The organism is Sulfuricurvum sp. (assembly GCF_028712165.1).
Taxonomy (GTDB): domain Bacteria; phylum Campylobacterota; class Campylobacteria; order Campylobacterales; family Sulfurimonadaceae; genus Sulfuricurvum.
The window spans coordinates 1-24,033 of sequence record NZ_JAQTQR010000008.1 but is presented as its reverse complement, the minus strand read 5'-3'; the positions used below and the strand labels follow the sequence as shown (position 1 = coordinate 24,033).

Here is a 24,033-nt window from a genome sequence, read left to right as displayed (position 1 = left end):
TCTAAATGAGGCTGAAATCTTCACTAAGTAATCCTTTTGTAAAGTTTTTTCGTTAAAATATATATATAGATATTTTTATTAGGAGACTTCATGGCACTCAAAGTGGCAATTAACGGTACAGGAAGAATTGGGATTATCGTAGCTAAGATTATTGCTGAGCGCAGTGATATAGAGTTGGTTGCTTTAAACACAACGGCAAAACCGGAAATGCTTGAATATCTGCTCAAATTTGACAGTGTCCATCGCGGCATCGATGCAAAAGTAGTGGATGAATCTACCATTGCTATTGCCGGTAAAAATGTTCGTATGTTTCGTGAACGAGACATTGACAAAGTAGATTTCGGAAGCTGCGGTGCTGAAGTGGTTATCGAATGTACGGGTGTGTTTTTAGATCAGGAAAGCTGTCAAAAACATCTAAAAAACGGTATCAAAAAAGTAATCATGTCTGCACCGGCAAAAGATGATTCTCCAACATATGTTTACGGTGTCAATTCAGACAGTTACAAAGGCGAAGCGATTATTTCCAATGCGAGTTGTACAACGAACTGTCTTGGACCGATTTGCAAAGTTTTGGATGATGCGTTCGGGATTGAAAATGGTCTGATGACAACGATTCACTCGTACACAAACGATCAAAATATTTTGGACGTAAAACACTCAAAAGATCCTCGTCGTGCCCGTGCAGCTGCCCTTAATATGATCCCGACTTCTACCGGTGCGGCAAAAGCAATCGGAAAAGTCATGCCTCAATTGCTTGGTAAACTCAACGGATATTCGATGCGTGTTCCTACTCCAGACGTTTCGCTGGTCGATTTGACAGTTAATCTCAAAAAAGAGGTAACCAAAGAAGATATTCATGCAGCTTTCAACGAAGCGGCCGCTGGTGCCTTTAAAGGACTGATTGAAGTGGATAACGATAAACGTGTATCCGGTGATTTCATCGGCTCGACAGTCAGTTCGGTATATGTCCCTGACATGACCAGCGTAGTGGATGGAATTACGGTTAAGGTATTGGCTTGGTATGATAATGAATGGGGTTACAGCAGTCGTCTTGTAGACATGACAGTTCTTATCGGAACCCACTGATGTTGCAGTATACAAATCATTTCGATACGAAAACTCTCGATCCTTTTACCCTAGAAAAAGGGTTTGAGGCGGTTCATTATGAAGAGCAAAATAAGGCGGTCGGATATTATCACCTTCCAAAGCTCTCTCAGGCACTTGTGAAAGAACTTGATACAATGCGTGATGAGATCGATAGTCGTTTTGATACAATTGCAGTGATCGGAATAGGGGGATCTTCACTAGGGATTAAAGCGATTGAACGCTTGTTGCGTTCCGGAACGCCCAACGCAAAAAAACTCATCTATCTTGAAAATTCTGATCCGCTTAGCATCATCAGTGAGATGGAAGAGATCGATAAGTCCAAGACTCTTTTTATCCTTATCTCTAAATCCGGCGGGACTGTAGAAGCTCTTTCCATTTTTAAACGTTTAATTGTTAGTTTTGAACTAACATTAGACAATTCCGATCAAATTTATGTGATCAGCGATGATAATTCGATCCTTTCACGTTTTGCGGATGAACATCATCTTCGTCGATTTGCCATTCCTGATAATGTCGGAGGACGCTTTTCGGTTTTAAGTGCCGTGGGTATTGTCCCACTTACATTAGCCGGTTTTGATACGGCATCTATCCTAAAGGGTGCTCAGGATTTTTTAGATCGCTTTTGGAACCGAAAAGAGGAACATATTCTACAAAAAGCGTCGTATTATGTATCCCATAAAGATCAATACCCGATGAATGTATTATTTGCTTATTCGGATGCTTTTGCAGAGTTTGGCAAGTGGGTTGTACAACTCTGGGGAGAGTCGCTTGGAAAGAAAAATCGTTACGGAGAGCGCGTCGGATTAACACCGATTTCATTGATCGGTTCAGTGGATCAACACTCCTTTTTGCAGCTTATTATTGAAGGGCCGTTGAATAAAACGGTTACGTTTATGCACGTTGAATCTTCTGCCGAACACTTGATGATCCCGAAACTTTCTTTGAAATATTTGGAAAAAAGCGATTTTATAAACGGTAAAAGTTTTAACGAACTTATCAATGCACAGTGTCAAGCCACAATGCAAAGTGTGTTACAAAGCGGTGTCAGTGTTGATGAAATTGCATGGAAGAAGATAGACGAAATCTCTGTGGGTGAAATGATTGCCTATTATGAGTTATTAACCTCGATTAGCGGCGCATTGATGGAGATCAATACGTATGATCAACCGGGTGTTGAGCTCGGGAAAACAATTTTAACCAGCTACTTTCAAAAGTAAAACGCTCTTTATGAGCGTTTATGACAAATCTCTTCTTCCGATTCTCTAATCAAAGCATCCATCAGTGTAAAGAGTGTAAGACTTGCCTCTTCCATGGACTGGAAGTTTTTGATGACTTCGTCTTGATGCTCAACTGAGTGGTCTCCATTTTCAATATAGGTAAGATTTTTATGCACTTCTTTATGAACCGTTTCATGCGGTTTTTCAATTCCTCTGAAGCTTGAGAGATGAGAAAATCGCTCTTTTCCTGTACCGCTTTCATACCATTTTCCGAGACGGCAGTTGTGATGATCACTAAAGGAAGATTCAACTTTACCGTTGACCATGGATTTGTATGCATTTGATTTGAACATAATATGATCTATTTTTGCAAGAGTAACAAAGGTTGTATTTTCGATTACAGTGGCTTGCAACGCAGTCGTGAGTGCATCTTGATTGAAACTGTTGAGGGTGACTCTAAAGGATTCGATAGCATGGCTTGACTCACTGGCAATATCATTCATATCTTCGGAGTTTGTATGAATTTCAGTAGTCTCTTGTTGAAGGGTCTGGACGGCAATCGCAATCTCTCCGGTTGCTTTTTGGGTACGTTCGGCGAGTTTTCGCACTTCATCGGCAACGACGGCAAATCCTCTTCCGTGTTCGCCTGCACGTGCTGCTTCAATAGCTGCATTAAGGGCTAATAAGTTGGTTTGATCCGCGATATCTTTGATCAAATTAACAACAGAACTGATTTCATTGGTTTTTTCATTAAGAGAATTGATCGCATCGGCAGAGGTTTGTACTAGCTCGATTAGACGACTAAGCTTGATAATGATCTCTTCAAGTTCATTGACGGTTTCAGAAGAGTTTTTTGAGGTAGCCTGACTAATTTGGGTGATGTTTCCAAGTCTTTGAATTGTATTTTGAAGGTCTTTCTGAATCACATCCAGTCCCCCTCCGATACCGGCACCGATTTTTCCGAGAGAGCTGTTTAAGATTGATTTTTGAATATGAATATAGGTTGTATGCATCGCATCAATGGCTTTATTGACAAAAGTGCTTGCTTCTTTAAACTCTCCCTGCAAACCTTGTATATTGATTCGGCGATAATATTCGTCACGGCTAGATGCTTCTACACCGGCACGTATTTCACGGATAAACACTTCAGTTTGATCAAGCATATTGTTGGTATTCCAGCATAAGTCACTGAGCTCACCATGATCTTTGATATGGGTAATACGGTTTTCTAAATCCCCTTTTTCAGCTCCTTTGATGACTGCTGCTACTTCATTGATCGTCTCTTGAGTTTTTCGAATATTGATAAAGATAAACCATGCCAATGCAAAGTTGAAAATATTGAGAATACGGACCCAACTCCATCCATCCATAACTGTTTCGACAACCAAAGCAATAATAAATAAAGCTATTGATGCAACGTTGGCATATTGTACTTTAGAGAGAGAGGATAAATTCATCGTAAGACATTCCTTTATCTTTTAATAATTGATTCAGCACGGACTCAGATGCTGCTACTCCGCCTTCACGCTCTTTTTGAAGCAATGTTGCATATAAAGGGCGAATAACATTAAGCGCTTTTTCGGAAGGTTTTCTACGTACAGAGTGATAATTACTGATAGCTCGATTGGTATCAAATGAAGGGGTAACATGGGCAAACACCCAATAATAATCTCCCTGTTGGGTCTTGTTTTTGACATAGGCAAAAATCTCTTTGCCTGCTTTAATCCGACTCCAAAGGAGTTTGAAAATAACTGCGGGCATATCTTCATGGCGTAAAATATTATGAGGCTTATCGATAAGCTCAAGCTCACTGTATCCGGACATCTGGATAAAGAGAGAATTTCCATACGTGATTTTACCGTTTAAATCGGTTTTGGAGACGATAAATTCTTCCTCTCCAAATGTTAATTCTTTATTGGACATAGAAAATCCTTGCAAAAGTATCAGAAACTGTTTATGTTAGTCTAACAACCATTTCCTGAATGTTTTCCCTTTTATAGGGCGACTGACGAATTTTTGGTAAATATTTTCAGCTTTGTTACGAGGAATTGCAACGTAGCTGAGATGGTCAAGTTGATCGATTTTTCCGATTTCTTCTTGTGTTAATCCGCACTCATTGATCAGTGCACCGACGATGTCGCCTGCACGTAGCTTCTCTTTTTTACCCGCATCGATACAGATAGTGCGCATCAGGGTTTTAATAGAAAACTTTTCACGGATATCGGGAAGTTCGATGGGTGTGACAGGTCGTTTAAGTTCCATAAAACGATCATATTGATAGTGGTTGACAAGTGTGATTGCAATACCGGTCTTTCCTGCACGTCCCGTTCGTCCGATACGGTGGGTATAGCGCTCGTTTTGAATCGGTACTTCGTAGTTGATGATAGCATCAAGCCCTTCGATATCGATACCGCGTCCGGCAACATCGGTTGCAACCAATATAGGAGCACTTAAATTGCGAAACTGGATTATGGCTTCGTTTCGGTCAAATTGCTCCATGTCTCCATGCAGTGTTAAAACATGGATACCGATACGGTTAAGATCGTCACACAATGCATTTGCATCCACTTTTGTATTACAAAAAATAATTGTATTGGTAATTTCGTGTAGATGTAAAACTTTTGCAATGGCCGGTAGTTTATCGTTGCACAAATAGGCGATCTCTTCAATTTTCGGTTTGCTGATTGTATGCTCTGTTTTGAGCAACACCGGGTCTTTCATAAACTCTGATGTAATCGTTTGAATCGATTCAGGAAACGTAGCCGAGAAAAGGAGACTTTGACGCGAAGGGGGTGTAAAGCCCAAAATCGAAGTAATATCTTCGATAAAACCCATATCGATCATTTGATCAGCTTCATCCAGTACTACGGTTTGAATTTGAGCCGGATCGAAGGCATCCATTTGAAGGAGCTTTAAAACTCGTCCGGGTGTTCCCACTATAATATGGGCACCGTGTTTGAGCGAATGGAGTTGTCCGCGCATTGGAACGCCTCCGCAGAGGGTAAGAATCTTGATATTCCCGATTTCGGACGCTAGTGAACGGAGTACTTTTGCCACTTGTTCGGCGAGTTCGCGGGTAGGGCAGAGGATAAGGGATTGAATCCCGAACGATTTAGGGTTAATCGAGTTCAAAACTCCTAAACCGAAAGCCAAAGTTTTACCGCTTCCGGTTGCTGCTTGGGCAATACAATCTTTTTTGTCTAAAATGACTGGAAGAGAAGTTGCTTGGATCGGGGTCATCGTGGTGAATTCGAGCCGTTTTAACGCCTCTTTCAGAGGTGTACGTAATGCTAAGGAGTCGAATGAGGACATTGTGTCGCTTTATAATATAGATACGCGATTATAGCACAGATGGGGGAAACCCCATAGAAGAGGGGTTTTGAGAGGGGTTGCTTATACGGCTTTAATGGTAACACCGTATTTATCTTCGGCAACATTACGTGCCTGAAGTGAATACGAAGTGATCTCATTAAAGTTGAGATATTTATAGACTTGATCTGCTTTTCCAGCCAATTTTTCTGGAACGATACTCATGTATTCCGCTACCGTAGGGATACGTCCGAGTTTTGCACATACTGATGCAAGTTCAGCGGATCCTAGATAAACCTGAGTCCCTTTACCTAGACGGTTGTCGAAGTTACGGGTAGAGGTTGAGAATACGGTTGAACCCTCACGTGAACTCGCTTGGTTACCCATGCAGAGTGAACAACCCGGAACTTCCGTTTGCGCTGCGATCGCTTTATAAACGTCGTAGTACCCTTCGTTAATGAGTTGTTGCTCATCCATACGGGTCGGCGGAACGATCCAGAATTTTTCAACCGCGATTTTGCCTTCGCCGCGCATGACTTCACCCGCCGCACGGTAGTGACCGATGTTGGTCATACAGCTTCCCAAGAAGACTTCGTCGATTTTTTCACCGGCTACTTCTGAAAGAAGTTTTACATTGTCCGGGTCATTCGGGCATGCCAAGATCGGTTCTGTTACTTCTGCAAGGTCGATTTCGATGATTGCTGCGTATTCTGCATCCGCATCCGGTTCCATCAATGACGGAGCAGCCAACCACTCTTTCATTTTGTCGGCACGGCGTTGAAGCGTACGTGCATCTTCGTAACCGTCCGCGATCATTGCTTCGATCAACGTTACGTTTGATTTTAGGTATTCGATAACCGGCTCTTTGTTAAGACGAACCGTACAAGCTGCTGCTGAACGCTCAGCCGATGCATCGGAAAGCTCGAACGCTTGCTCAACTTTCATGTTTGGAAGACCTTCGATCTCCAAAACACGTCCGTTAAAGATATTTTTCTTACCTTTTTTCTCAACAGTTAAAAGCCCTTGTTTAATAGCATAATACGGGATAGCGTTAACAAGGTCACGTAACGTGATACCCGGCTGCATTTCACCTTTGAAGCGAACCAATACAGACTCAGGCATTTCAAGAGGCATAGAACCGGTAACCGCTGCGAACGCAACAAGACCTGAACCTGCAGGGAAGCTCACACCGATAGGGAAACGGGTGTGCGAGTCACCGCCGGTTCCTACCGTGTCCGGAAGAACCATACGGTTCAACCATGAGTGGATAACACCGTCTGCAGGACGAAGAGCGACACCGCTGCGTGAGCTGATAAATGCCGGCAATGTTGCGTGCAATTTCACATCGGATGGTTTCGGATACGCTGCTGTGTGACAGAAAGACTGTAATACGAAATCCGCTGAGAAACCGAGAGCCGAAAGCTCTTTGATCTCATCGCGTGTCATCGGTCCGGTAGTATCTTGGCTTCCGACAGTGCTGGTCATAGGCTCACAATACATACCCGGGCGTACACCCTCCATACCGCATGCTTTACCGACCATTTTTTGTGCAAGGGTGTATCCTTTTCCGGTATCAGCAGGCTGGATAGGAGTTGCAAACATAGTTGCAGGAGCCATACCGAGCGCTGTACGAGCTTTTGCCGTCAAACCGCGACCGATGATAAGTGGGATACGTCCGCCTGCACGTACTTCGTCTTCGATGGTATTCGGGCGAAGTGAGAAGTTGGCAATGACGCTACCGTTTTTCGTAATGGTTCCCGCTTTTGTATCGATATCGAGTACATCACCGGTTTCCATTTGAGAAACATCCGCTTCGATCGGCAATGCACCGGAATCTTCACACGTAGCGAAGAAGATAGGAGCAATGATACTTCCGATTACAACACCGCCGGTACGTTTGTTCGGGATGCCCGGGATATCGTCACCCATGTGCCATTGGACTGAGTTTGCTGCTGATTTTCGGCTTGAACCGGTTCCGACAACGTCACCGACGTAAGCAATTTGCATCCCTTTTTCTTTCAACTCAGCGATTTTTGCAATACCTTCAGGCATTTTAGCCGAAAGCATTGTTGTTGCATGAAGAGGGATATCTGAACGGGTAAATGCCGCGCTCGCAGGAGAGAGGTCATCGGTATTGGTTTCTCCCGGGAATTTGAAGACAACTACGCTAAATTTTTCAGCCAATGTTTTTTTACTGGTAAACCACTCTGCATCTGCCCATGATTGAAGAACTTCTTTTGCGTATTTATTGGTTTTTGAAAGATCAACGATATCATTGAACGCATCGTATACCAAAAGGGTATGTTTAAGTTCATGAGCCGCTTCGTTTGCGATCGCATCGTTGCTAAGTGCATCGATAAGAGGTTTTACGTTATAACCGCCGACCATTTTACCGAGGATTTTGATCGCCGCTTTTTTGTGATCATCGCTGTTGATATCGCTGTTATCCGCTAAGAAAGCTTTTACTTGACCTTGAACGACTTGATGTAAAAATGCAGCCTTAACATGTGCGCCGTCGTCAACACCCGGATTGACACGTTCTGCCAACATCGTAACCAACTCATTGTTTTTAGAACTCTCTTGCGTAATGAGTTCAACAAGAGAAGTAACTTGTTCTTTAGTGAGTGGGAATGGAGGGATTCCCTGAGCTGCGCGTTCCGCTACGTGTGCTTTGTATTCGTCCATAAAAGCCATAGTGACTCCTGTGCCAGTTAATTTTGAATGATTATATCAGAAGAAAAAAACACTTTTGAATCAATGTTACTTTTCTACACAATTGTTTTGTCTAAATCTCTATAGAATGTGTATTAAAGTAGCATTATGAATATAAAATGGAAAATGTATGGAAAATGAATTTACCATGATAGAGGTAGAAACGTTACAAAAGAGAAAGAAAGGGGAGAAATTCTCCGAAGAGGAGAATTAAAAAGGATCGTTTGCGATGATATCGCGATTGCCTTTGGCATTCGGTGCGGAGAGGATACCGTTGTTTTCAAGCTGTTCGATAAGGGTCGCGGAACGGTTATAGCCGATTTGCAGTCGTCGTTGAAGATAACTGATCGATGTCTTTTGCTCACTTAGGACAATATTTTTAGCTTCTTCATAAAGCTCATCGAGCGGCTTGTTATCGGTGGTGTCGTTGTTGCTTTTCGCCACACTGCCGTTATCGGCCAGATAGCGGCAGTCATAATCGGGATCACGTTGAGCTTTGAGGAAATCGACTACTTTTTCTATTTCATTTTCGGTACTCCACGGAGCATGCAGCCTGACCAGACCGCTCATACCCGGAGGGGTGAAGAGCATATCTCCGCGTCCGAGAAGCGATTCCGCACCCATTCCGTCGAGGATAATTTTACTGTCGATTTTTTGTCCTACTTTGTAGCTGATACGCGAGGGCAGATTGGCTTTAATAAGACCGGTCACGACATCGACACTCGGACGTTGGGTTGCAACGATGAGATGGATTCCGCTTGCACGTGCCATTTGAGCCAGACGGGCGATCGAATATTCCACGTCTTTACCGCTGGTCATCATCAAATCGGCAAGTTCGTCAATGATAACGACGATATACGGCAGAGGATCGCGTTTCTCAGCTTTTGCTTTATCGTTGTAATTTTCGATATTTTTAGTACGGGTATCGCTCATCAAATGGTATCGTCGTTCCATCTCATACACCATATTGTTGAGTGCTGAAATCGCCTCTTTCGGTTTTGTAATGACAGGTGTGAGTAAGTGCGGGATATCATTATAGATAGAAAATTCCAACATTTTCGGATCGATCATCAGAAGTTTGAGCTGATCCGGAGAGTTTTTATACAGAAGGCTCAAAATCATTGAGTTGATACCGACGCTTTTCCCGCTTCCGGTTGTCCCAGCGATGAGAAGGTGCGGCAGTTTTTTAAGATCCGTAATAAACGGTTTGCCTACTATGTCTTTCCCTAGTATCAAAGTGAGAGGGGAAGCTGCTTCTTGGAAGAGCTTGCTTTCTAGCATTTCACGAAGATAGATAGTTTCTACCGATTTATTCGGGATTTCGATACCGACGACGTCTTTACCGGGGATCGGAGCTTGGATACGGATAGTCTGAGCTTTTAGTGCCATCGCAAGGTCATCTTGGAGCCCTAAAATTTTGGAGACTTTGATGTTTGCGGCAGGTTTGAACTCAAACGTAGAAACAACAGGCCCCGCATAGGTTCGTACGACATCTCCATCAATATTAAAATGTCTCAGTTTGTCAATCAGGTCTTTAATTTTATCGTCGAGTTCGGCTTCATCCACCAAGGTTTGTTTCTTGGGAGGATTTTGGAAGAAATCACTCGGCGGAAGTTTAAAGTTTTTAGGTTTTTCGCTTACACCTTTATCAATTTGCTCCAACAGCATTTTATTCTCTTCGAGTTCATCAACGACAAGGGCATGCTGTTTGGACTCTTTGACTTTCTTGGCCATACTGAGAATGGTCGATTCTTTTGGAAGCTCTTCTGTACTTTTAGTTGATTCGGACACGATAGAAGCGGGGGGAGTTGGTTGAATCGGTTCAGGTGCAGTAAAAGAGGGCACTGTATCGGAAGAGGTGTCATCAAAAAGAGAATATTCTTCTTCATAATTATTTTCGATAGTATGAACGGGAGTTTCAATTATTGGTTCGGATTTGAGGGCCGATGAAGATGGTTTCGTTTGCGTTTGTTTAGGTGTTGTAAGCGGTTTATCCATATATTCTTTGAGGGGCTGTGCCAATTCGGACAGACTTTGTTCCATAACCAATACAACCGATACGGCTACCATCATTAACCAGAAAGTCCATAGACCGAATGTACCGATGTAAACCGATAAGAAATCAACAATGCTTCCGACGAAGACGCCGCGATATATCCCTTCGACAACCATGGCTTGAAAAAAGAGCATCGCAAAAAATAATAGAGTAAAAATTCCGGCCATTTCAAGGCGTCGATAGAGCTCACCGTCGTATTTATACGAGTAAAACAACGGTATCATCAAAAGCAATAAATAGACATAGGCGACATAGCCGAAAATCCAGACATTGGTTTGGGCAAACATGGCCCCATAGGCTCCAATAATGGATGCATCACCGATGATTGTGGCAATGCCTAGATAAAATAAAATGCCAAATCCGGCTATAAACAGTGTATCGCGTAAAATAGGAGATCCTTGAAATCAGGTTGAAAGTGGTTTTATTATAGCAAAAAAGGGGACAGAAAGCCCTTTTATTGCAGATTGCTATAAATAGTTTACGAGTGAAAGTTTGGAAACTTTTGAGATATTGGATAACAATGCTTGATAATTAAGGCTTAGTTGCTGCATTTTGAGTGTGGCTTCCGCGATATCCGTATCAATAACATCGGATTGCAATGTTTTTGTACTGATGATCAACATGTCCGTACGATCAGAGGATGCCTGCAATACTTGCGAATACGAACCTGCTTCGGTTTGGAGTCGGCTTACATGGTCGCTGAGATCATCAATCATCTGAATGGAGTTTTGAATCCCGATATTTCTCGGATCGGTTGCGGTTGTACCGTCAGCCCGTTTTTTCCCGGATTCAACCGATTTTATAATCTCTTCAATTTGAGCAAAAAAGTCGTTTTTTGGATCACGAACTTGTAATGCGCTGTTGGCATTAAAAGACAAAGCGCTGCCGGAAGCTACAGTGCCCGTTGCGGGGTACGTATCGGATGTTGCATCATATAAAGCGATTGATGCTTGTGAAGAAGGGTTGGTTTTATCTTCAAATTTGATTCGACCGGAATAATCCAGTGTTGTTGAAGAAAGCGTATTTGATGCGGTTATCGCTGCATCATAAGCTGCTGATGTATTAGCAGTCGGTACTGTCCCGGATGTCGCAATATTAATAATATCCATCATCTGCTGATATGTCATTTTATCTGCATCAACTGCACTGCGAGGAGCTGTCGCCGTATAGATGTTAAAGTTCGTTACACCACCATCAAGTGAAAATGTTGATCCGGCTGATGATAAATCGATTTGTGCGGTAAAAGCAGCTCCAGTTACATCTTTGCCTTGAATGACAAACTGTTTTCCATTTAAAGTTGTTTCTCCGCTCACATCTATCAGCTTAGTAGAGCTCGTTGCAAATGAATTATCCGATTTTAAGACTTGAGGTACATTTGACGTAAGGGTTGCACCGTCTTGCGTAAAATTGGTTCGATCGTAATTGATCCCTTCTATGGTGTTGGGTGTGCCTGTAGGGGTCGTAAATCCGCTTTTTGTGAATTCTTTAACATAAAGCCCCGGAGTTGTTACCGCTGCCGTTTCGAAATCGGTTGTGCCGGATTGGAGGTTATCGATATTGGTCACATCGGCTGCCGCCCCGCCGCTAAAATCGACTGCACCGACCAGATGAAAATCGAGCTTGCTCGATCCCGCCGATTTATCGGAAACTTCTATTTGTCCATTGGCATTTATCGAGATATTGACTTGGTTTGCAGTCGGATTGGTTTGGTTCGGATCGTACGCAAGGGCGATTTTATGGGTTAAATCATCCATTGTATCGGTCATGTTCATCTGTATTTTTGATTTAAACGTACTGCCGTCCGTTCGTGTTCCCTGGAGATAAAAATAGCTCGGATGCGTTGCATCATTGGTGGTTATACTGTCCGTATCCCCCATAAAATCACGTATCGTACTTGAACCTGTAATATAGGTCTGTGTTGAAGCGCTGCGTGTCATAGACGGATCTTTCATGATATCCGGATACAAATCGGTTAAACTCATTTGACGTACATTGGACGTTACCGAACGGTTAATTTTATTTTCGTTACCTAAAAAAAGTTGATTGCCGCTGATATTGTATTTTTGTTTAACGCCTGAGCCTAAAAAGGCCTCAAGATTTTGATCGTTCCCCTGATACGTTCCGTCTGCACCAATAGGTTTGACGGAAGTAGCCGTTCCGGAAAAGAGGTATTGTCCCCCTATAGAGGTATTAGCTAATGATAATAGATGATTTTGCAGTCCGCGAAGCTCTTTTGCGATCGCTTGGGTACTGGTATCGGAATTGGCGTCATTGGCTGCATTGATCAGTTTGACTTTCATCGATTCGATTGTTTTGACGATTTCACCGATTGTCGTATCGGTTTGGGTCGAAATTTTATAGGCGCTTTGGGCACTTGTTTTTGCTTGGGTCAATGTTGTAATTTCGTTATCCAAACGGAGCGTATCAATAGCTACTCCGGGATCTTCATACGAATATTGTATTTTCATCGTTGACGAAATTTGTTTATTGACGTCAAACAATTGTTGATTGAGTTTATTGTTCTCGCCGTATATATTATTGTAATATGATCCTGCTGTGACTCTCACGTCAAATCCTTTTGTGCAAGCTTAAGCATAGTTAAGCAATAAAAGTTCCATACTCTATTATCGGCAAAAAACTACAAATGATTAGTAAAAGTACTTTTACGTATCTTTAAGCAAACGATCCCTATAATTCCGTCCTCTTCAAACACATGCCAGTGTGGTGAAATGGTAGACACGCCGGATTCAAAATCCGGTGGCGAAAGTCGTGGCGGTTCGAGTCCGCCCACTGGTACCACCTCTATATTACAGCTTTTAAAGCTTTTACAAAACTTCTAATACGAGTGTCTATGTTGCATGTTTTGAACTTATTCTTGATCTACAAGAAGAAGTTTTTAATACGTTCTTCCCGAATCATTTGAATGACTGTTATTGCTATTATCGCTATTATGATTAAAACGTCCAGAGTTCTTTGAACCACTATTGTCTTTATTATCTTCAGTATCTTTTGAATGATTGTTTTTGCTGTTGTCGCTATTATGTTTAGATCGTTCAGAGTTATTTGAACCAGTATCATTTTTTTTATCATCAGAATCTTTTGAATGAATAACAATATTGTTATCTACATGATTAGGTTTTGAAATATCATTTGGATTGCCTCTTCCGCGATTGTCATCACGCTTGTCTATAACTCTTTGTTGATCGTGAGAGTAGGTATCCCTGCGATTGTCATCATGTTTTTCTATAACTTTTAGTTGATCGTGAGAGTAGGTATCCCTACGATCATCATCACGCTTGTCTATAACTCTTATCTGGTTTTGAGGGGGAGTAAACCTGCGATTATCATCACGATCCTCTATGATTCTTGGCTGATCGCGGTAGTAAGTATCCCTGCGATTGTCATCATGATCCTCTCTATATCTTCCATAGTCTGTTTTTCTGTATTGGTAATGAGATTTTACGTACGGATAGTATTTTGTTTCGACATATATTACTCTACGAGATGAATCAAGATAATAAGGTCTGTCATAATAATCATAGAATACATCATATCCGTAAAATGGCGGTCTTGTTTCAATTATGCTCTGAGATCCCGTATGAACTATGGTTTCAGGATATGGATCAACATAAGCAACACATCCTTGCACAATGACACCTGCTGCAGTGAGTAGTAAATAGTTTTTAGAATTAGCGTACGTTAACATCTTACAATCCTTGTCGGTTATAAAGTTTATCATACAATAAAATCGGGCAAAATTTCCTGCATATTTTAGGCTGTTTTAAAGACATTTAATAATAGGTACATTAAAAGAAAAGTGGAATGATTCCAAAGAGCAGACACTTTTTAAGACGGTAACTGGTGCGATAAGCGATGCTTTTCGATGATCTGTGTAAATGCGCTCTGCAGCATCACAACATCGGATAGCTCACCGCGTTGCGCTTTACCTTTAAGATCGTAGAGTTCAAAAAGACGTTCGATATCTTCTCTGCCGAGTTCGAAATGTTTTGCTTCGATGGATCTGAGGAGCCCCTCGCTGATCGCGATTTGTTGTGCTTTGTTTGCTTCAGTCCACGCATCGCCCATGTACATATAGACAATCAAATCCGTGACGGGATAGTGACCTTTTCGTATGTAGGTGTAGTCCTCGAAATATCGTTCCAGTCGATTTAATGGCATCTGCTTTCCTTCTGATGGTTATCGCTTGCGTGCTGCTTTTTTCGCTGCTTTTTCCGCACGGAATTTATCCAAATCGGTCGCTTTTGTCTGCTCAATGAGATCAATCAGTTCCTCTTCAGATAATAATCCCGGTGTTTTGAAAATAACCGTCTTCTCTTTCATCAGCACCGTCGTCGGAAGATTCTGAATAAAGAAATAGTCTGAAAGAGCGGTTTCCTCTTCCGTATGGAGTTTTGCAAACGTGATGTCGGGGTATTTTCCGGATACTTTTTCAAATATCGGTCCGTACTGTTTGCACGGAGTACACCACTGCGACCAAAAATCGATAACCACTATCTTGTTCTCCTGAACGGTTTTATCATAATTCTCTTTTGTCAATATGAGCATATTTCGTAGTATCCTGTTTTCGAAGTCGTCATTCCTTTTGATCTTTCTAAATTCTGGCCAACATGACAATCACAAATGGTACCGGGCTTTTGGGTGCACCGGCTGCCTCAAAAATCCCCATAAATGAAGTCGCAATCGCCTTTATTTGAGGTGCAGTGTATTCATGCTCGTAGGTTTCATCGAGAACTTCCATTATTTTATCGACAGCGAGGTCAAGACGATCATTGTCGAGTTCGGCAAAGCCCAATCCTTTGTCCCATGAGCAACAATGCGGAAAGGTATGGAAGGTCTCCGTGATCGCATCATCATCTAAGTCCTCAAGCAGTTTGTATTCACGGACAAAATCGATTATTTGTTTCAGTTTGCAGACCATAGTGTTCCCCTAATAATTGATGTTTGATACTTTGCATAAATTATACGCGGCCGGGGTTTTACAACATTAGAATACTTTATGTATATTGTTCTGCAGAGTCGCTTGCAGGGAGAATTTTGTGGATCAGTGTTTGGTACGTATATGTGAGAGATTTGAAGAAATTACCGATTTTCTCGCACACAGGTCGCAAGAACACGATGAAATCGTCATAAATCTTTTTTCGGATTTCATAGAGTGTTTCTCATCCTTGAAAGCCGAAAAGCTGGAATATCCGAAAGAGTTTCAAAAAGATGTGAAATACTATTTGCAAGGCGAACCCGTCATGAAGAAACAATTTGAAGATGTCGAATTTCGCTATTTGATGCTGAGTGATTTTTACGATTTTTGCAGGCTGACAAAAAGGTACAGCAAAGCTGATACGAAGGGGTATGAATGTTGAATTTTGGACCGTTTAAATCACTGTCAACAAAAGAGTTTTTACAAAAAAAAGAAGAAGGTTTCGCCATAATCGATATACGAAGAGCCGACGAATGGGAATATTACGGCATTATCGAAGGGAGCCACACGATTACATTTTTTGATGAGTTCGGACAATATGATCTTGATAGTTTTATGGACGCATTTACGAAAGTGGTGACGAATAAAGAACAGCCCTTTATTCTAGTGTGTGCCCATGCAAACCGAACAAAAACACTCGGAGAGGTTATGGGTTTGCAACTCGGATATAAAAACGTTTATGAGTTAGACGGCGGGATTAACTGGGGTTGGATCGATCAAGGGTTGAAAACGGTACAATAAAGATATTCAATCTGGGTGCAAAAAGGGTATAAATGGCTCAATCAATTGAAATAATATCGTGGAACGTTAACGGGATTCGTGCAGTTGCAGAAAAAGGGGGATTTGATTGGCTCGAAGAGCGTCAACCTCATATCTTCTGCCTTCAAGAAATCAAAGCTTTAGCGGAACAAATGCCTGAGAATCTTTTCGCAAACCGTTTTCCAAATATAACCATCAATAGCGCAGTTAAAAAAGGATATTCAGGAACACTGATCGCAAGTATTCTTGACCCTGTATATTCAGATATCCGAGCTGACATTGATATCATGAACGAAGGGCGTATCGTTGAACATCATTATGGAGATATAGTCTTGTTTAACGTCTATTTTCCCAATGGGCAAAAGGACGAAGAACGGCTTGCGTATAAGCTGGAGTTTTATGATCGCTTCTTGGATTACTGCCAAAGTCTTCGTAGTGAGGGTAAAAAAATAATCATCTGCGGCGATGTTAACACCGCCCATCGACCCATCGATCTTAAAAATCCTAAATCGAACGAAAATACATCCGGCTTTTTACCGATAGAACGTGCCTGGATCGATAAGCTATTGGATCATGGATATATCGATACATTTCGCCACATACACGGGGATAAAGAGAATGAATACAGCTGGTGGTCGTACCGTTTCAGTGCACGTTCCAAAAACGTCGGTTGGAGAATCGATTACTTTTTTATCTCGGATGATCTTGCAGAATCACTCGAAGATGCGTTTATTCTTCAGGAGATTACAGGATCGGATCATTGTCCTGTCGGGATCCGTTTGAAGATTTAATATAGAGTTCCTCTTTATCAACCATTGGTTTATAGTGGGCATACTATTTCATTGTGATTGTGCATATTTTGCATAACTCTAGTATGACCTTTCAAAATACGTGACGTAATAAACCCGGATGCCAAATCCTCAGAAAACCTTGCTACTATATAAGTATTCAGCACGATCAAGGAAAAATAAATGGATATAAATTATTATGGCTACCTGCAAACGCTCATGCATTATTCGGTCGGTCTGATTACCATTTTAAATCCCATCGCAGCTGCAGCGATTATGATATCTTCATCGCCTTCGAACCTCACCAAAGAAGATGCGGATGAAATCGGTAAAAAAGCGACATTGACGGTTGTACTTGCTTCCTTGATAACCATTTTTCTCGGTAATATTGTTTTTGATCTATTCGGTATCAACTCTTCTTCTGTGATGGTGATAGGCGGAATCGTTTTACTGTTAATGTCTATCCAAATGGTACAGGGAAAAATACCTGAAACCTCTCACTCGGTTGAAGAGTCTAAAGTGGCAATGCTGAAAGAAAATATTTCAGTTATACCCATCGGAATCCCTATATTGTTTGGTCCCGGTGTGATATCCACCCTCATGATTTTTAAAGCTAAAAGTTCTAATATCGTAGAAATTGCATTGCTCCTTATTGCTGTAATGATATCCGGTTGGCTTATCTATTTAACGCTGCGAAATGCCATTTTTTTGACAAAAGTTTTGGGTGTCAGCGGATTGAAAATCATGACGAGAATTATGGGGCTGATCGTAGGTGCAATTGCGGCTCAATTTATCATTTTTGGTATTAAAGCTCTGTGGTAACCGCTTTAAATGAAAATCTCAACACAAACTCACCCACACTCCTACTGTAAGACTCGAAACAGCCGCTCCGGCAAATGATCCGGCTATCGGCGGGACAGACTCGGGAAGTCTGGCTACCGCTACGGCGATATGATCGCTTCCGACAATCTTTCCGATCGTGGGATCAAACCCTTTCCATCCAGCACCCGGCAAGTACACTTCCGCCCATGCATGGGTGGAGCCGATTTCAGCTATCAGCGGCGCATAGAGATATCCGCTGACGAAACGTGATGCGAGTCCCAAACATCGAACTGCCTGCATAAAAAGAAAAGCAAAGTCACGACACGATCCTGTACCGCATCTAAGGGTCTCTATCGCACTTTGAACCCCCGGTTCTTCCCTGACACGATAGGTCAGTGTTTTGTGAATGTATTCGGCAATCCGCTGTAAGAGGGTATAGGTTTGAATCGTTTCACCCACTTGCCAAAAATTATTGATCCATTTATTGATGACGTCGGTTGTCATTGGATCAGGTAATGCTTTGTAGGCTGAGAGCAAAATATTATCTTCACCCTGATAGCTAAAAGGATAGCGCAGCGCGTAGTCGCTTACCATGAAATTTAGAGGGGATTCATTGTATTGTTGAATGATCACTTCACTCTCTATTACCAGCTGATTTGTCGGAAGAGTAAAATTGGCGATGGCTACCGAGTTACCTTCAACATCCCGATGCCAAAGGAGGGTGGCATCCGGTATGATCTTCAGTGAAAAAGTTTCAATACGTAGCTCATAATCTTCTCTCGGACGCAGTAGAAGATTGTGGGAGCCGAGCATTACATTCGCAGAATAATTGTAGTAAGTGCGATGCATAATTTTATAGCGTAACATAGGGAGTCCTATTTTGACGATTGAGTTGCTCAACCTTAATTTGTTGAGAAATCGGTTGCAATGCAGGACCGAATTGATTGTAAACAGCAACATCTGCGGCATCACGGCCATAGCCAATCGCCACATATCCGCCTTTCATTTGTTCCTGCGTTGCGTCAAAAGCGTACCAGCGATCTCCGACATAGACTTCAAACCAGGCATGCAGATCTATCGGTTCCAATTCATAAAGGTATCCTACAACCATTCTTGAAGGGATACTGAGACTGCGACACAATGCGATACCGAGATGCGAAAGATCACGACAAACTCCCCATCCCCGATCATTGACCTCTTTTGCCGAGACCGGAATATTACTGCGATTAGGTTCAAAACGGATTCTAGCTCGTAACCACGACACAATGGCTGCTACCTGATCATACCCTAATGCCGCTCCTGCAGTAATTTCATTTGCCATCTGGCTAAAGGTATCGGACTCACAGTACCGACTTGGCAACAAGTAACTCAGTACATTGTCGGGCAGATTTTGGATCTCAACGAATTCAGCACCCGGTGCTTGGTCCATATAATCGGATGTCTTCACCTCTGCGGCCGTAAAAATAGCAAAATGCCCCGGTGGTGCAATAAGCCGCTGACAAAAGTTACCGTAGCTATCGATAAATTCGAATACAGGAACACTGGGCTCAATGCGATATTCTTCGAAATCAATCCATTGCTGTACACCGCTTTGCGGACGAAGCATGAGTACAAATGGGGTCGGTACTTCAATGTTAAATGTCAAATCACAGCTTGTGTGTAACCACATAAATAAAATCCTTTGGATTCGTCAAACAAAATAGTGATTGAAACAGTATATTTTACAGCATAATACTTCTATGGATATCTATTAACCAAACTAGTGCTATAATATGCCTTGTTGATTGGTGCATCTCATAGAAACTGCTTTAGAAGCAGCCTAAATTTGCCTGATTGATTTAACACGCTCATTCAATCTTTAACTCCTCCCACTTAAAAATAAAACCTCTTTATATATTGTAAAATATCCGTTTTAGAATAAAAAATTAACCTTTAGCAATTTACCTGCTACTTTCTATATTATCAAGGTTTTAATAATGAGTATTTTTGCTTTACAGTCTCCGGCAGGTGGGTTTTTAGATGAAGATCTGGATCACTTTAATAAAATATTTGACGATTGGTGTGTTCAGTTCGATAATTACGACGATGCCCTTATGATTGCCAACACGCTGGATAAAAAAAGATATGCCGAAGTTGTTGAGATTACTCCACTAAGCTATCCAAAATATTTTTTTCATAAACTGCAAGGAAATATCCATGCAACACGAGAAATAGAAGGTAAGATCATCTGTATTGTTGAGCCGTATATGGGCTCAAACTTTCGAATTGCCATCTGTGATTTGGAGACGAAATCGGTAACATTGACACAAACGCGCTATAAGAGTGCTTTGAGTGTCGAAGGTGCTTTTGCGAATTTCACTATTAGAGAGCACTGAAAAATTCCTCGATATACGCTTCTATTTTTGGTGCCGCTTCCGTTGCTTTTTCATGATAGACGATTTTAAAATAAGGGTCCAAATGTTCGTCCGGATCCAGATTATTTAAAAGCGAGTGTTCAAACCATTGTGCAAACCATCCGACGTTTAGTACATTCCCACTGGTTCCGATGACAATAAATACATCGCATTCATCGATTGAGTGCTGAAGCTTTTGATACATCGGCGCTTCTTCGCCGAACATGACGACATTATGGCGGATATTTGTGCTGCGACATGCAGGGCAGATTACATCGATTTGGCTTTTGTACCCGATTGCAAATACATTTTGGCACTCTTCACATCGTAAATCGGTGAGGGTCCCGTGCAAATGGATGACATCCGGGCATCCGGCACGTTCAAAGAGATCATCGACATTTTGGGTTAGGACATCGATTCTGTCAGGGTATTTGCGTTTGAGCCTCGCTACCGTTTCGTGTGCAAGATTGGGATGCTTGCTTTCCAAATCCGACCGTCGTGCATCATAAAAATCGGCCACCAGTTTCGGATTGCGCTCAAACCCTTCCGCAGAGCATACTTCCATAACATCGTATTCTTCCCATAGACCGTTGCTGTCTCTGAAAGTGCGGACACCGCTCTCTGCACTGATACCGGCACCGCTTAAGATCAGTACTTTTATAGCTGAAGAGGGCATTTTGGCATTTTCAAGTGCAGTTTTGGCCATCTGTTCCAATATCTCATACTCTTTTTCATAAAGGGCACTTTCAACCAATTCCGCAAAGTCTTCATTTCCGTTAAGCAGAACTTCATTCGCCTGCTTCAAGCGCTCCACTTCTGACACGAAGGAAAAACGGTCAATTTTATTTTCGTTGTATTGTCGGATAAGTTCATCCAAATCTTGATACAGATATTTAAGGGTATTTTTGTTTAACATAGGGATCAGTTCTGCTTTCTTGTGCAATAATCCCGTAGTATCTGGGCATGATCAAATACGAGCTTTTCATACGGTATATCATCAAGTCGATAGACAAATGCTTCTTTCGCATCATCAGCCCCTATCGGCGTACCGGAAGCTTTGCATATGAAAACGATAGAGACACAGTGAAACCGAGAGTCCCGAGTTGGATCCGAGTAGACACCCAGCAGTGATTTGCGGGTTACATCCAGAGATATCTCTTCTTTCATTTCGCGTTCAACGGCAGTTTCTACGCTCTCTCCGATATCGACAAATCCGCCGGGCAATGCAAGCCCTTTCGGAGTGTTCAACCGCTCGATAAGAACAATTCCCTCAAAATTGCCTGTATCACTGTAGATTTCGACAATTCCGTCAACGGCTAGAAAAGGTGTTTGAATCATTGTCAGCCTTTAGATGATCTATTTGACATTATAAACCAATCGACAATACCATATGTAAAAAAAATCGGATCAAATCAATTTATACACTACCTGCAATCTATGAATGTTAGGAAGACATAAAAGATACTTAAAAAATATAATATTTTGTCATGAACTTGTAAGTTTTTGAAAGGTATAGAAGTCGTATTTAAATGAATTACTTGATTTTCAGGCCATATGCCGACGGATGATCAGTCGACTTTAATGTATATACCGATGGGTCCTCTGCTATACAATAGACCTCAAAATTGACCAGATTATGGTTTTCTTTTATCACGGCTTCACCGCCAAGACTTTCGCAATAGGCTAAAATCTTTTCAGCTACTGCCAAACGCTTGGTTGTTATTTTGAGAATATATGCACCTTTATACCCACCATACGTACTGATGTCTTTAATGTCTTCAGTAATAAAAGTTTGAATGATATTTCTATGCAATTCGAACATTGTGATTATTCTTTCATTCAGTAATGTAATAGGATGATTATAACACATAATAAGTTAATAATAATTATTAACAATATTAAGAATCGTGATTAAATTGTATATTTATTAATACGTATTGCTTTCTTATAGAAATAATTTTTAAACTTGAGTGATATTTTCTTGGATAATTTCGGTTAGTAGTATTTAATAGGGGATTAATGATTTATTGACATATAAGACGGGTTAGACCTTTTGAAAATAACGATCTTCCCGATTAACATTGGCTATAAAACCTTCCTGATGCATCATAACATCGTGCATCATCAAATCGAAATTTTTGGAAGGGTTTTCATATACATTGATAGCGATATGACGATTAAAATGGACAGTGTAATCAGCCTTGAGCGTTTGATCGGAATCCGGATGCATGAAGAGCGCTTTGGCATCAGGCAAAAATTGGATCACAAGCCCCGTTTTACTGCATTGAAATTGTTTATTGCAAAGTTGTGTATCAATCCGTCGTGATACCTGTTCTTGTGTCGTCTGCAGACTCTCAGGTTGAATGAGTTCATCGCCAATTATAGGAGTAACACTCAATAATCCGGTAGTAATCAGGGCAGAAGCCAAAAATCTTTTAGTAGGGCTATTTTGTGTATACATTGTAAAAATCCTCTAAACTTGAAAGATATAGAGGATATTGTACATGGGCATAGTAAACGAACATTGCTAACTCTCTTTCTAAACAAAGTTCTACCCCATATTAGGGTTTCATCCAAAAATACTAGCTACAATTCGACCGGAGAAAGATAATAAATATTCTTCAAATAATTAAAGGAGCAGAGAAGATGAGATACCTTCTTCAAGTAGATTTTCCCCATTACGGTCCATTCGGTGATGAATTAACAACAGCTATGTCTGATCTGGCAAAAGACATTGCCAACGAAAAAGGGCTTATTTCCAAACTGTGGACGGAAAACGAAGCGAACAAGGAAGCAGGGGGTATTTATCTGTTTGACAATGAGGAAGATGCGGTGCGTTATTTGAAAAAACATACCGAACGGTTGGAAGCATTCGGATACAGTAATATTCGAGGGAAAATATTTGTAGTCAATGAAGCATTGAGTGCACTGTCACTTCCGTCTAAGTGAATTTAACTTAAGAGTTCACGATTGCTTCACAGATGGGTTCTATACTGCTGCATATTAAAAGTAGCGGAGGAAACAACCTATGAAAAAGATTATGATCGCGTTAGCGTTAACTGCAACAACAGCTCTGATGGCTCACGATAGTGTGAACTATCATAACGGGTCAACGGTACACACTGTATGTCGTCAAGCGCCGCAAAAAGTTGTCTATACTCAGACTCGTATCGTCCATGTCAAACCGGTCCCGGCGTATTACGCATGGAACGAACGTCGGGATTATCACGGATACGATCGTAGAGATGAACGTCGTGAACACCGATTTGAACGCCGTGAAGAGCGACACCATGACTATGACAGAAGATACGAATGGCATGACCATGACGATCGGTATGATCATCGATAAGGATAAAGCTTTAATTGAGCCGCTTTGGTCTCATTTGGAGTGCTAATATCGCCATTAACGATGTTAAAGACATCATAAAAAAGACGGGAGTTAATTCTCCTGTATGGTAAGACGAAGCGACATATCCGATCACTCCGGCAATGGTGAATTCGGTTACACCGATCACCGAGTTGGCGACACCGCTGTCATGTTTAAAAAACTCCAATGCCAATGCCATTCCATTTCCGAATATCAATCCCAAAATTCCCACATACAATGTCATTACAATGAATACCGCAAGGATATTAGGGTGGAAAGATAGTCCCAAAAGTGCGAGTCCTGCGAAAAACTGGATTGTGATTCCCGTTTTTAAAATAGAGCGGGGCTGAAATTTTTGTACGAGCTTGATATTTAATCGCGTCATACCGATCATTACCAATACATTGGCACCGAAGAGAAACGGAAAAAGGCGGTGGTCTGCTTTGAAATATTCCATATAAATGAAACTTGATTTTTCTATAAATATGAACATCCCCGAAAAACTGA

Annotated in this window: 25 protein-coding genes, 1 tRNA gene and 2 pseudogenes; 10 read left to right on the top strand and 18 right to left on the bottom strand. The window is 41.5% G+C overall.

Annotated features, from left to right (window positions below; all coding sequences use genetic code 11):
• The first annotated feature begins 90 nt into the window (after positions 1 to 90).
• Complete coding sequence (gene gap / locus PHP90_RS02320; RefSeq protein WP_299924632.1) at positions 91 to 1,086, top strand: type I glyceraldehyde-3-phosphate dehydrogenase; 996 nt, start codon at positions 91 to 93, stop codon at positions 1,084 to 1,086.
• On the top strand, positions 1,086 to 2,324 hold the full coding sequence (locus tag PHP90_RS02315; protein WP_299924629.1) for a glucose-6-phosphate isomerase: 1,239 nt from the start codon (positions 1,086 to 1,088) through the stop codon (positions 2,322 to 2,324). The genes gap and PHP90_RS02315 overlap by 1 nt, the downstream gene beginning before the upstream one ends.
• Before the next feature lie 8 nt (positions 2,325 to 2,332).
• On the opposite strand, the gene PHP90_RS02310 is transcribed toward PHP90_RS02315, so the two are convergent.
• From PHP90_RS02310 to PHP90_RS02280, 7 genes and pseudogenes are all read right to left on the bottom strand, one after another.
• Positions 2,333 to 2,677, bottom strand: coding sequence for a CZB domain-containing protein (locus PHP90_RS02310; protein ID WP_299924734.1), 345 nt, complete (start codon positions 2,675 to 2,677; stop codon positions 2,333 to 2,335).
• A 93-nt stretch (positions 2,678 to 2,770) separates the two neighbouring features.
• Positions 2,771 to 3,337: pseudogene (locus PHP90_RS02305) on the bottom strand (methyl-accepting chemotaxis protein); the annotation flags it as partial.
• Positions 3,338 to 3,758: 421 nt separating this feature from the next.
• Positions 3,759 to 4,247 (bottom strand): PAS domain-containing protein, encoded by a 489-nt coding sequence (locus tag PHP90_RS02300; RefSeq protein ID WP_299924627.1) that lies wholly within the window; start codon positions 4,245 to 4,247, stop codon positions 3,759 to 3,761.
• Between the two features lie 36 nt (positions 4,248 to 4,283).
• A complete protein-coding gene (gene dbpA, locus PHP90_RS02295; RefSeq protein ID WP_299924625.1) occupies positions 4,284 to 5,636 on the bottom strand; it encodes an ATP-dependent RNA helicase DbpA in 1,353 nt (450 codons plus the stop codon).
• Between the two features lie 81 nt (positions 5,637 to 5,717).
• Positions 5,718 to 8,327 (bottom strand): bifunctional aconitate hydratase 2/2-methylisocitrate dehydratase, encoded by a 2,610-nt coding sequence (acnB, locus tag PHP90_RS02290; RefSeq protein ID WP_299924624.1) that lies wholly within the window; start codon positions 8,325 to 8,327, stop codon positions 5,718 to 5,720.
• Positions 8,328 to 8,555: 228 nt separating this feature from the next.
• Complete coding sequence (locus PHP90_RS02285) at positions 8,556 to 10,688, bottom strand: DNA translocase FtsK (protein WP_299924623.1); 2,133 nt, start codon at positions 10,686 to 10,688, stop codon at positions 8,556 to 8,558.
• A 180-nt stretch (positions 10,689 to 10,868) separates the two neighbouring features.
• Positions 10,869 to 12,968 (bottom strand): flagellar biosynthesis protein FlgL, encoded by a 2,100-nt coding sequence (locus PHP90_RS02280; RefSeq protein WP_299924621.1) that lies wholly within the window; start codon positions 12,966 to 12,968, stop codon positions 10,869 to 10,871.
• A 148-nt stretch (positions 12,969 to 13,116) separates the two neighbouring features.
• Here PHP90_RS02280 and PHP90_RS02275 point away from each other — a divergent pair.
• Positions 13,117 to 13,200, top strand: a tRNA-Leu gene (locus PHP90_RS02275).
• A gap of 97 nt (positions 13,201 to 13,297) precedes the next feature.
• Here PHP90_RS02275 and PHP90_RS02270 read toward each other — a convergent pair.
• The 4 genes from PHP90_RS02270 to PHP90_RS02255 form a co-directional block, all read right to left on the bottom strand.
• On the bottom strand, positions 13,298 to 14,107 hold the full coding sequence (locus PHP90_RS02270) for a hypothetical protein (protein WP_299924618.1): 810 nt from the start codon (positions 14,105 to 14,107) through the stop codon (positions 13,298 to 13,300).
• A 140-nt stretch (positions 14,108 to 14,247) separates the two neighbouring features.
• Complete coding sequence (locus PHP90_RS02265; protein WP_299924615.1) at positions 14,248 to 14,580, bottom strand: hypothetical protein; 333 nt, start codon at positions 14,578 to 14,580, stop codon at positions 14,248 to 14,250.
• A gap of 18 nt (positions 14,581 to 14,598) precedes the next feature.
• The gene (locus tag PHP90_RS02260) at positions 14,599 to 14,967 is read right to left on the bottom strand and encodes a thioredoxin family protein (RefSeq protein ID WP_299924612.1); all 369 of its coding nucleotides are present in this window, start codon (positions 14,965 to 14,967) and stop codon (positions 14,599 to 14,601) included.
• Positions 14,968 to 15,013: 46 nt separating this feature from the next.
• Positions 15,014 to 15,340, bottom strand: coding sequence for a hypothetical protein (locus PHP90_RS02255; RefSeq protein WP_299924610.1), 327 nt, complete (start codon positions 15,338 to 15,340; stop codon positions 15,014 to 15,016).
• A gap of 118 nt (positions 15,341 to 15,458) precedes the next feature.
• Here PHP90_RS02255 and PHP90_RS02250 point away from each other — a divergent pair, with 118 nt between their 5' ends.
• The 4 genes from PHP90_RS02250 (at position 15,459) to PHP90_RS02235 (ending at position 17,766) form a co-directional block, all read left to right on the top strand.
• A complete protein-coding gene (locus PHP90_RS02250) occupies positions 15,459 to 15,779 on the top strand; it encodes a hypothetical protein (RefSeq protein ID WP_299924608.1) in 321 nt (106 codons plus the stop codon).
• Positions 15,773 to 16,138 (top strand): rhodanese-like domain-containing protein, encoded by a 366-nt coding sequence (locus tag PHP90_RS02245; protein ID WP_299924605.1) that lies wholly within the window; start codon positions 15,773 to 15,775, stop codon positions 16,136 to 16,138. Before PHP90_RS02250 ends, PHP90_RS02245 begins: the two co-directional genes overlap by 7 nt.
• A 32-nt stretch (positions 16,139 to 16,170) precedes the next feature.
• Positions 16,171 to 16,947 carry an exodeoxyribonuclease III gene (locus PHP90_RS02240; RefSeq protein WP_299924602.1) on the top strand — a complete coding sequence of 259 codons (777 nt, stop codon included), beginning with the start codon at positions 16,171 to 16,173 and terminating at the stop codon, positions 16,945 to 16,947.
• A 180-nt stretch (positions 16,948 to 17,127) separates the two neighbouring features.
• Positions 17,128 to 17,766, top strand: a complete 639-nt coding sequence (locus PHP90_RS02235; RefSeq protein WP_299924600.1) for an NAAT family transporter — start codon at positions 17,128 to 17,130, stop codon at positions 17,764 to 17,766.
• Between the two features lie 18 nt (positions 17,767 to 17,784).
• Here PHP90_RS02235 and PHP90_RS02230 read toward each other — a convergent pair whose 3' ends face one another.
• Together PHP90_RS02230 and PHP90_RS02225 are read right to left on the bottom strand one after the other, a co-directional pair.
• Positions 17,785 to 18,633, bottom strand: a complete 849-nt coding sequence (locus tag PHP90_RS02230; RefSeq protein WP_299924597.1) for a transglutaminase family protein — start codon at positions 18,631 to 18,633, stop codon at positions 17,785 to 17,787.
• Entirely contained in the window at positions 18,620 to 19,435 is an 816-nt protein-coding gene (locus PHP90_RS02225) for a transglutaminase family protein (RefSeq protein ID WP_299924594.1), read from the bottom strand. The genes PHP90_RS02230 and PHP90_RS02225 overlap by 14 nt, the downstream gene beginning before the upstream one ends.
• A gap of 307 nt (positions 19,436 to 19,742) precedes the next feature.
• Here PHP90_RS02225 and PHP90_RS02220 point away from each other — a divergent pair, with 307 nt between their 5' ends.
• On the top strand, positions 19,743 to 20,141 hold the full coding sequence (locus tag PHP90_RS02220; protein WP_299924591.1) for a hypothetical protein: 399 nt from the start codon (positions 19,743 to 19,745) through the stop codon (positions 20,139 to 20,141).
• Here PHP90_RS02220 and PHP90_RS02215 read toward each other — a convergent pair.
• From PHP90_RS02215 to PHP90_RS02200, 4 genes are all read right to left on the bottom strand, one after another.
• The gene (locus PHP90_RS02215; RefSeq protein WP_299924588.1) at positions 20,128 to 21,075 is read right to left on the bottom strand and encodes a Sir2 family NAD-dependent protein deacetylase; all 948 of its coding nucleotides are present in this window, start codon (positions 21,073 to 21,075) and stop codon (positions 20,128 to 20,130) included. The two genes, PHP90_RS02220 and PHP90_RS02215, sit on opposite strands and share 14 nt — an antisense overlap.
• Positions 21,076 to 21,080: 5 nt before the next feature.
• Complete coding sequence (locus PHP90_RS02210) at positions 21,081 to 21,497, bottom strand: NUDIX hydrolase (protein ID WP_299924585.1); 417 nt, start codon at positions 21,495 to 21,497, stop codon at positions 21,081 to 21,083.
• 196 nt (positions 21,498 to 21,693) lie between these two features.
• Positions 21,694 to 21,981, bottom strand: coding sequence for a hypothetical protein (locus tag PHP90_RS02205; protein ID WP_299924582.1), 288 nt, complete (start codon positions 21,979 to 21,981; stop codon positions 21,694 to 21,696).
• Positions 21,982 to 22,203: 222 nt separating this feature from the next.
• A complete protein-coding gene (locus tag PHP90_RS02200; RefSeq protein WP_299924579.1) occupies positions 22,204 to 22,620 on the bottom strand; it encodes a hypothetical protein in 417 nt (138 codons plus the stop codon).
• A gap of 185 nt (positions 22,621 to 22,805) precedes the next feature.
• Between PHP90_RS02200 and PHP90_RS02195 the strand changes: the two genes are divergently transcribed.
• Together PHP90_RS02195 and PHP90_RS02190 are read left to right on the top strand one after the other, a co-directional pair.
• Positions 22,806 to 23,108, top strand: coding sequence for a monooxygenase (locus PHP90_RS02195; protein WP_299924576.1), 303 nt, complete (start codon positions 22,806 to 22,808; stop codon positions 23,106 to 23,108).
• Positions 23,109 to 23,187: 79 nt separating this feature from the next.
• Positions 23,188 to 23,508 carry a hypothetical protein gene (locus tag PHP90_RS02190; RefSeq protein WP_299924573.1) on the top strand — a complete coding sequence of 107 codons (321 nt, stop codon included), beginning with the start codon at positions 23,188 to 23,190 and terminating at the stop codon, positions 23,506 to 23,508.
• 10 nt (positions 23,509 to 23,518) lie between these two features.
• Here the strand turns inward: PHP90_RS02190 and PHP90_RS02185 are convergent.
• A pseudogene (locus PHP90_RS02185) lies at positions 23,519 to 24,033 on the bottom strand (hypothetical protein); the annotation flags it as partial.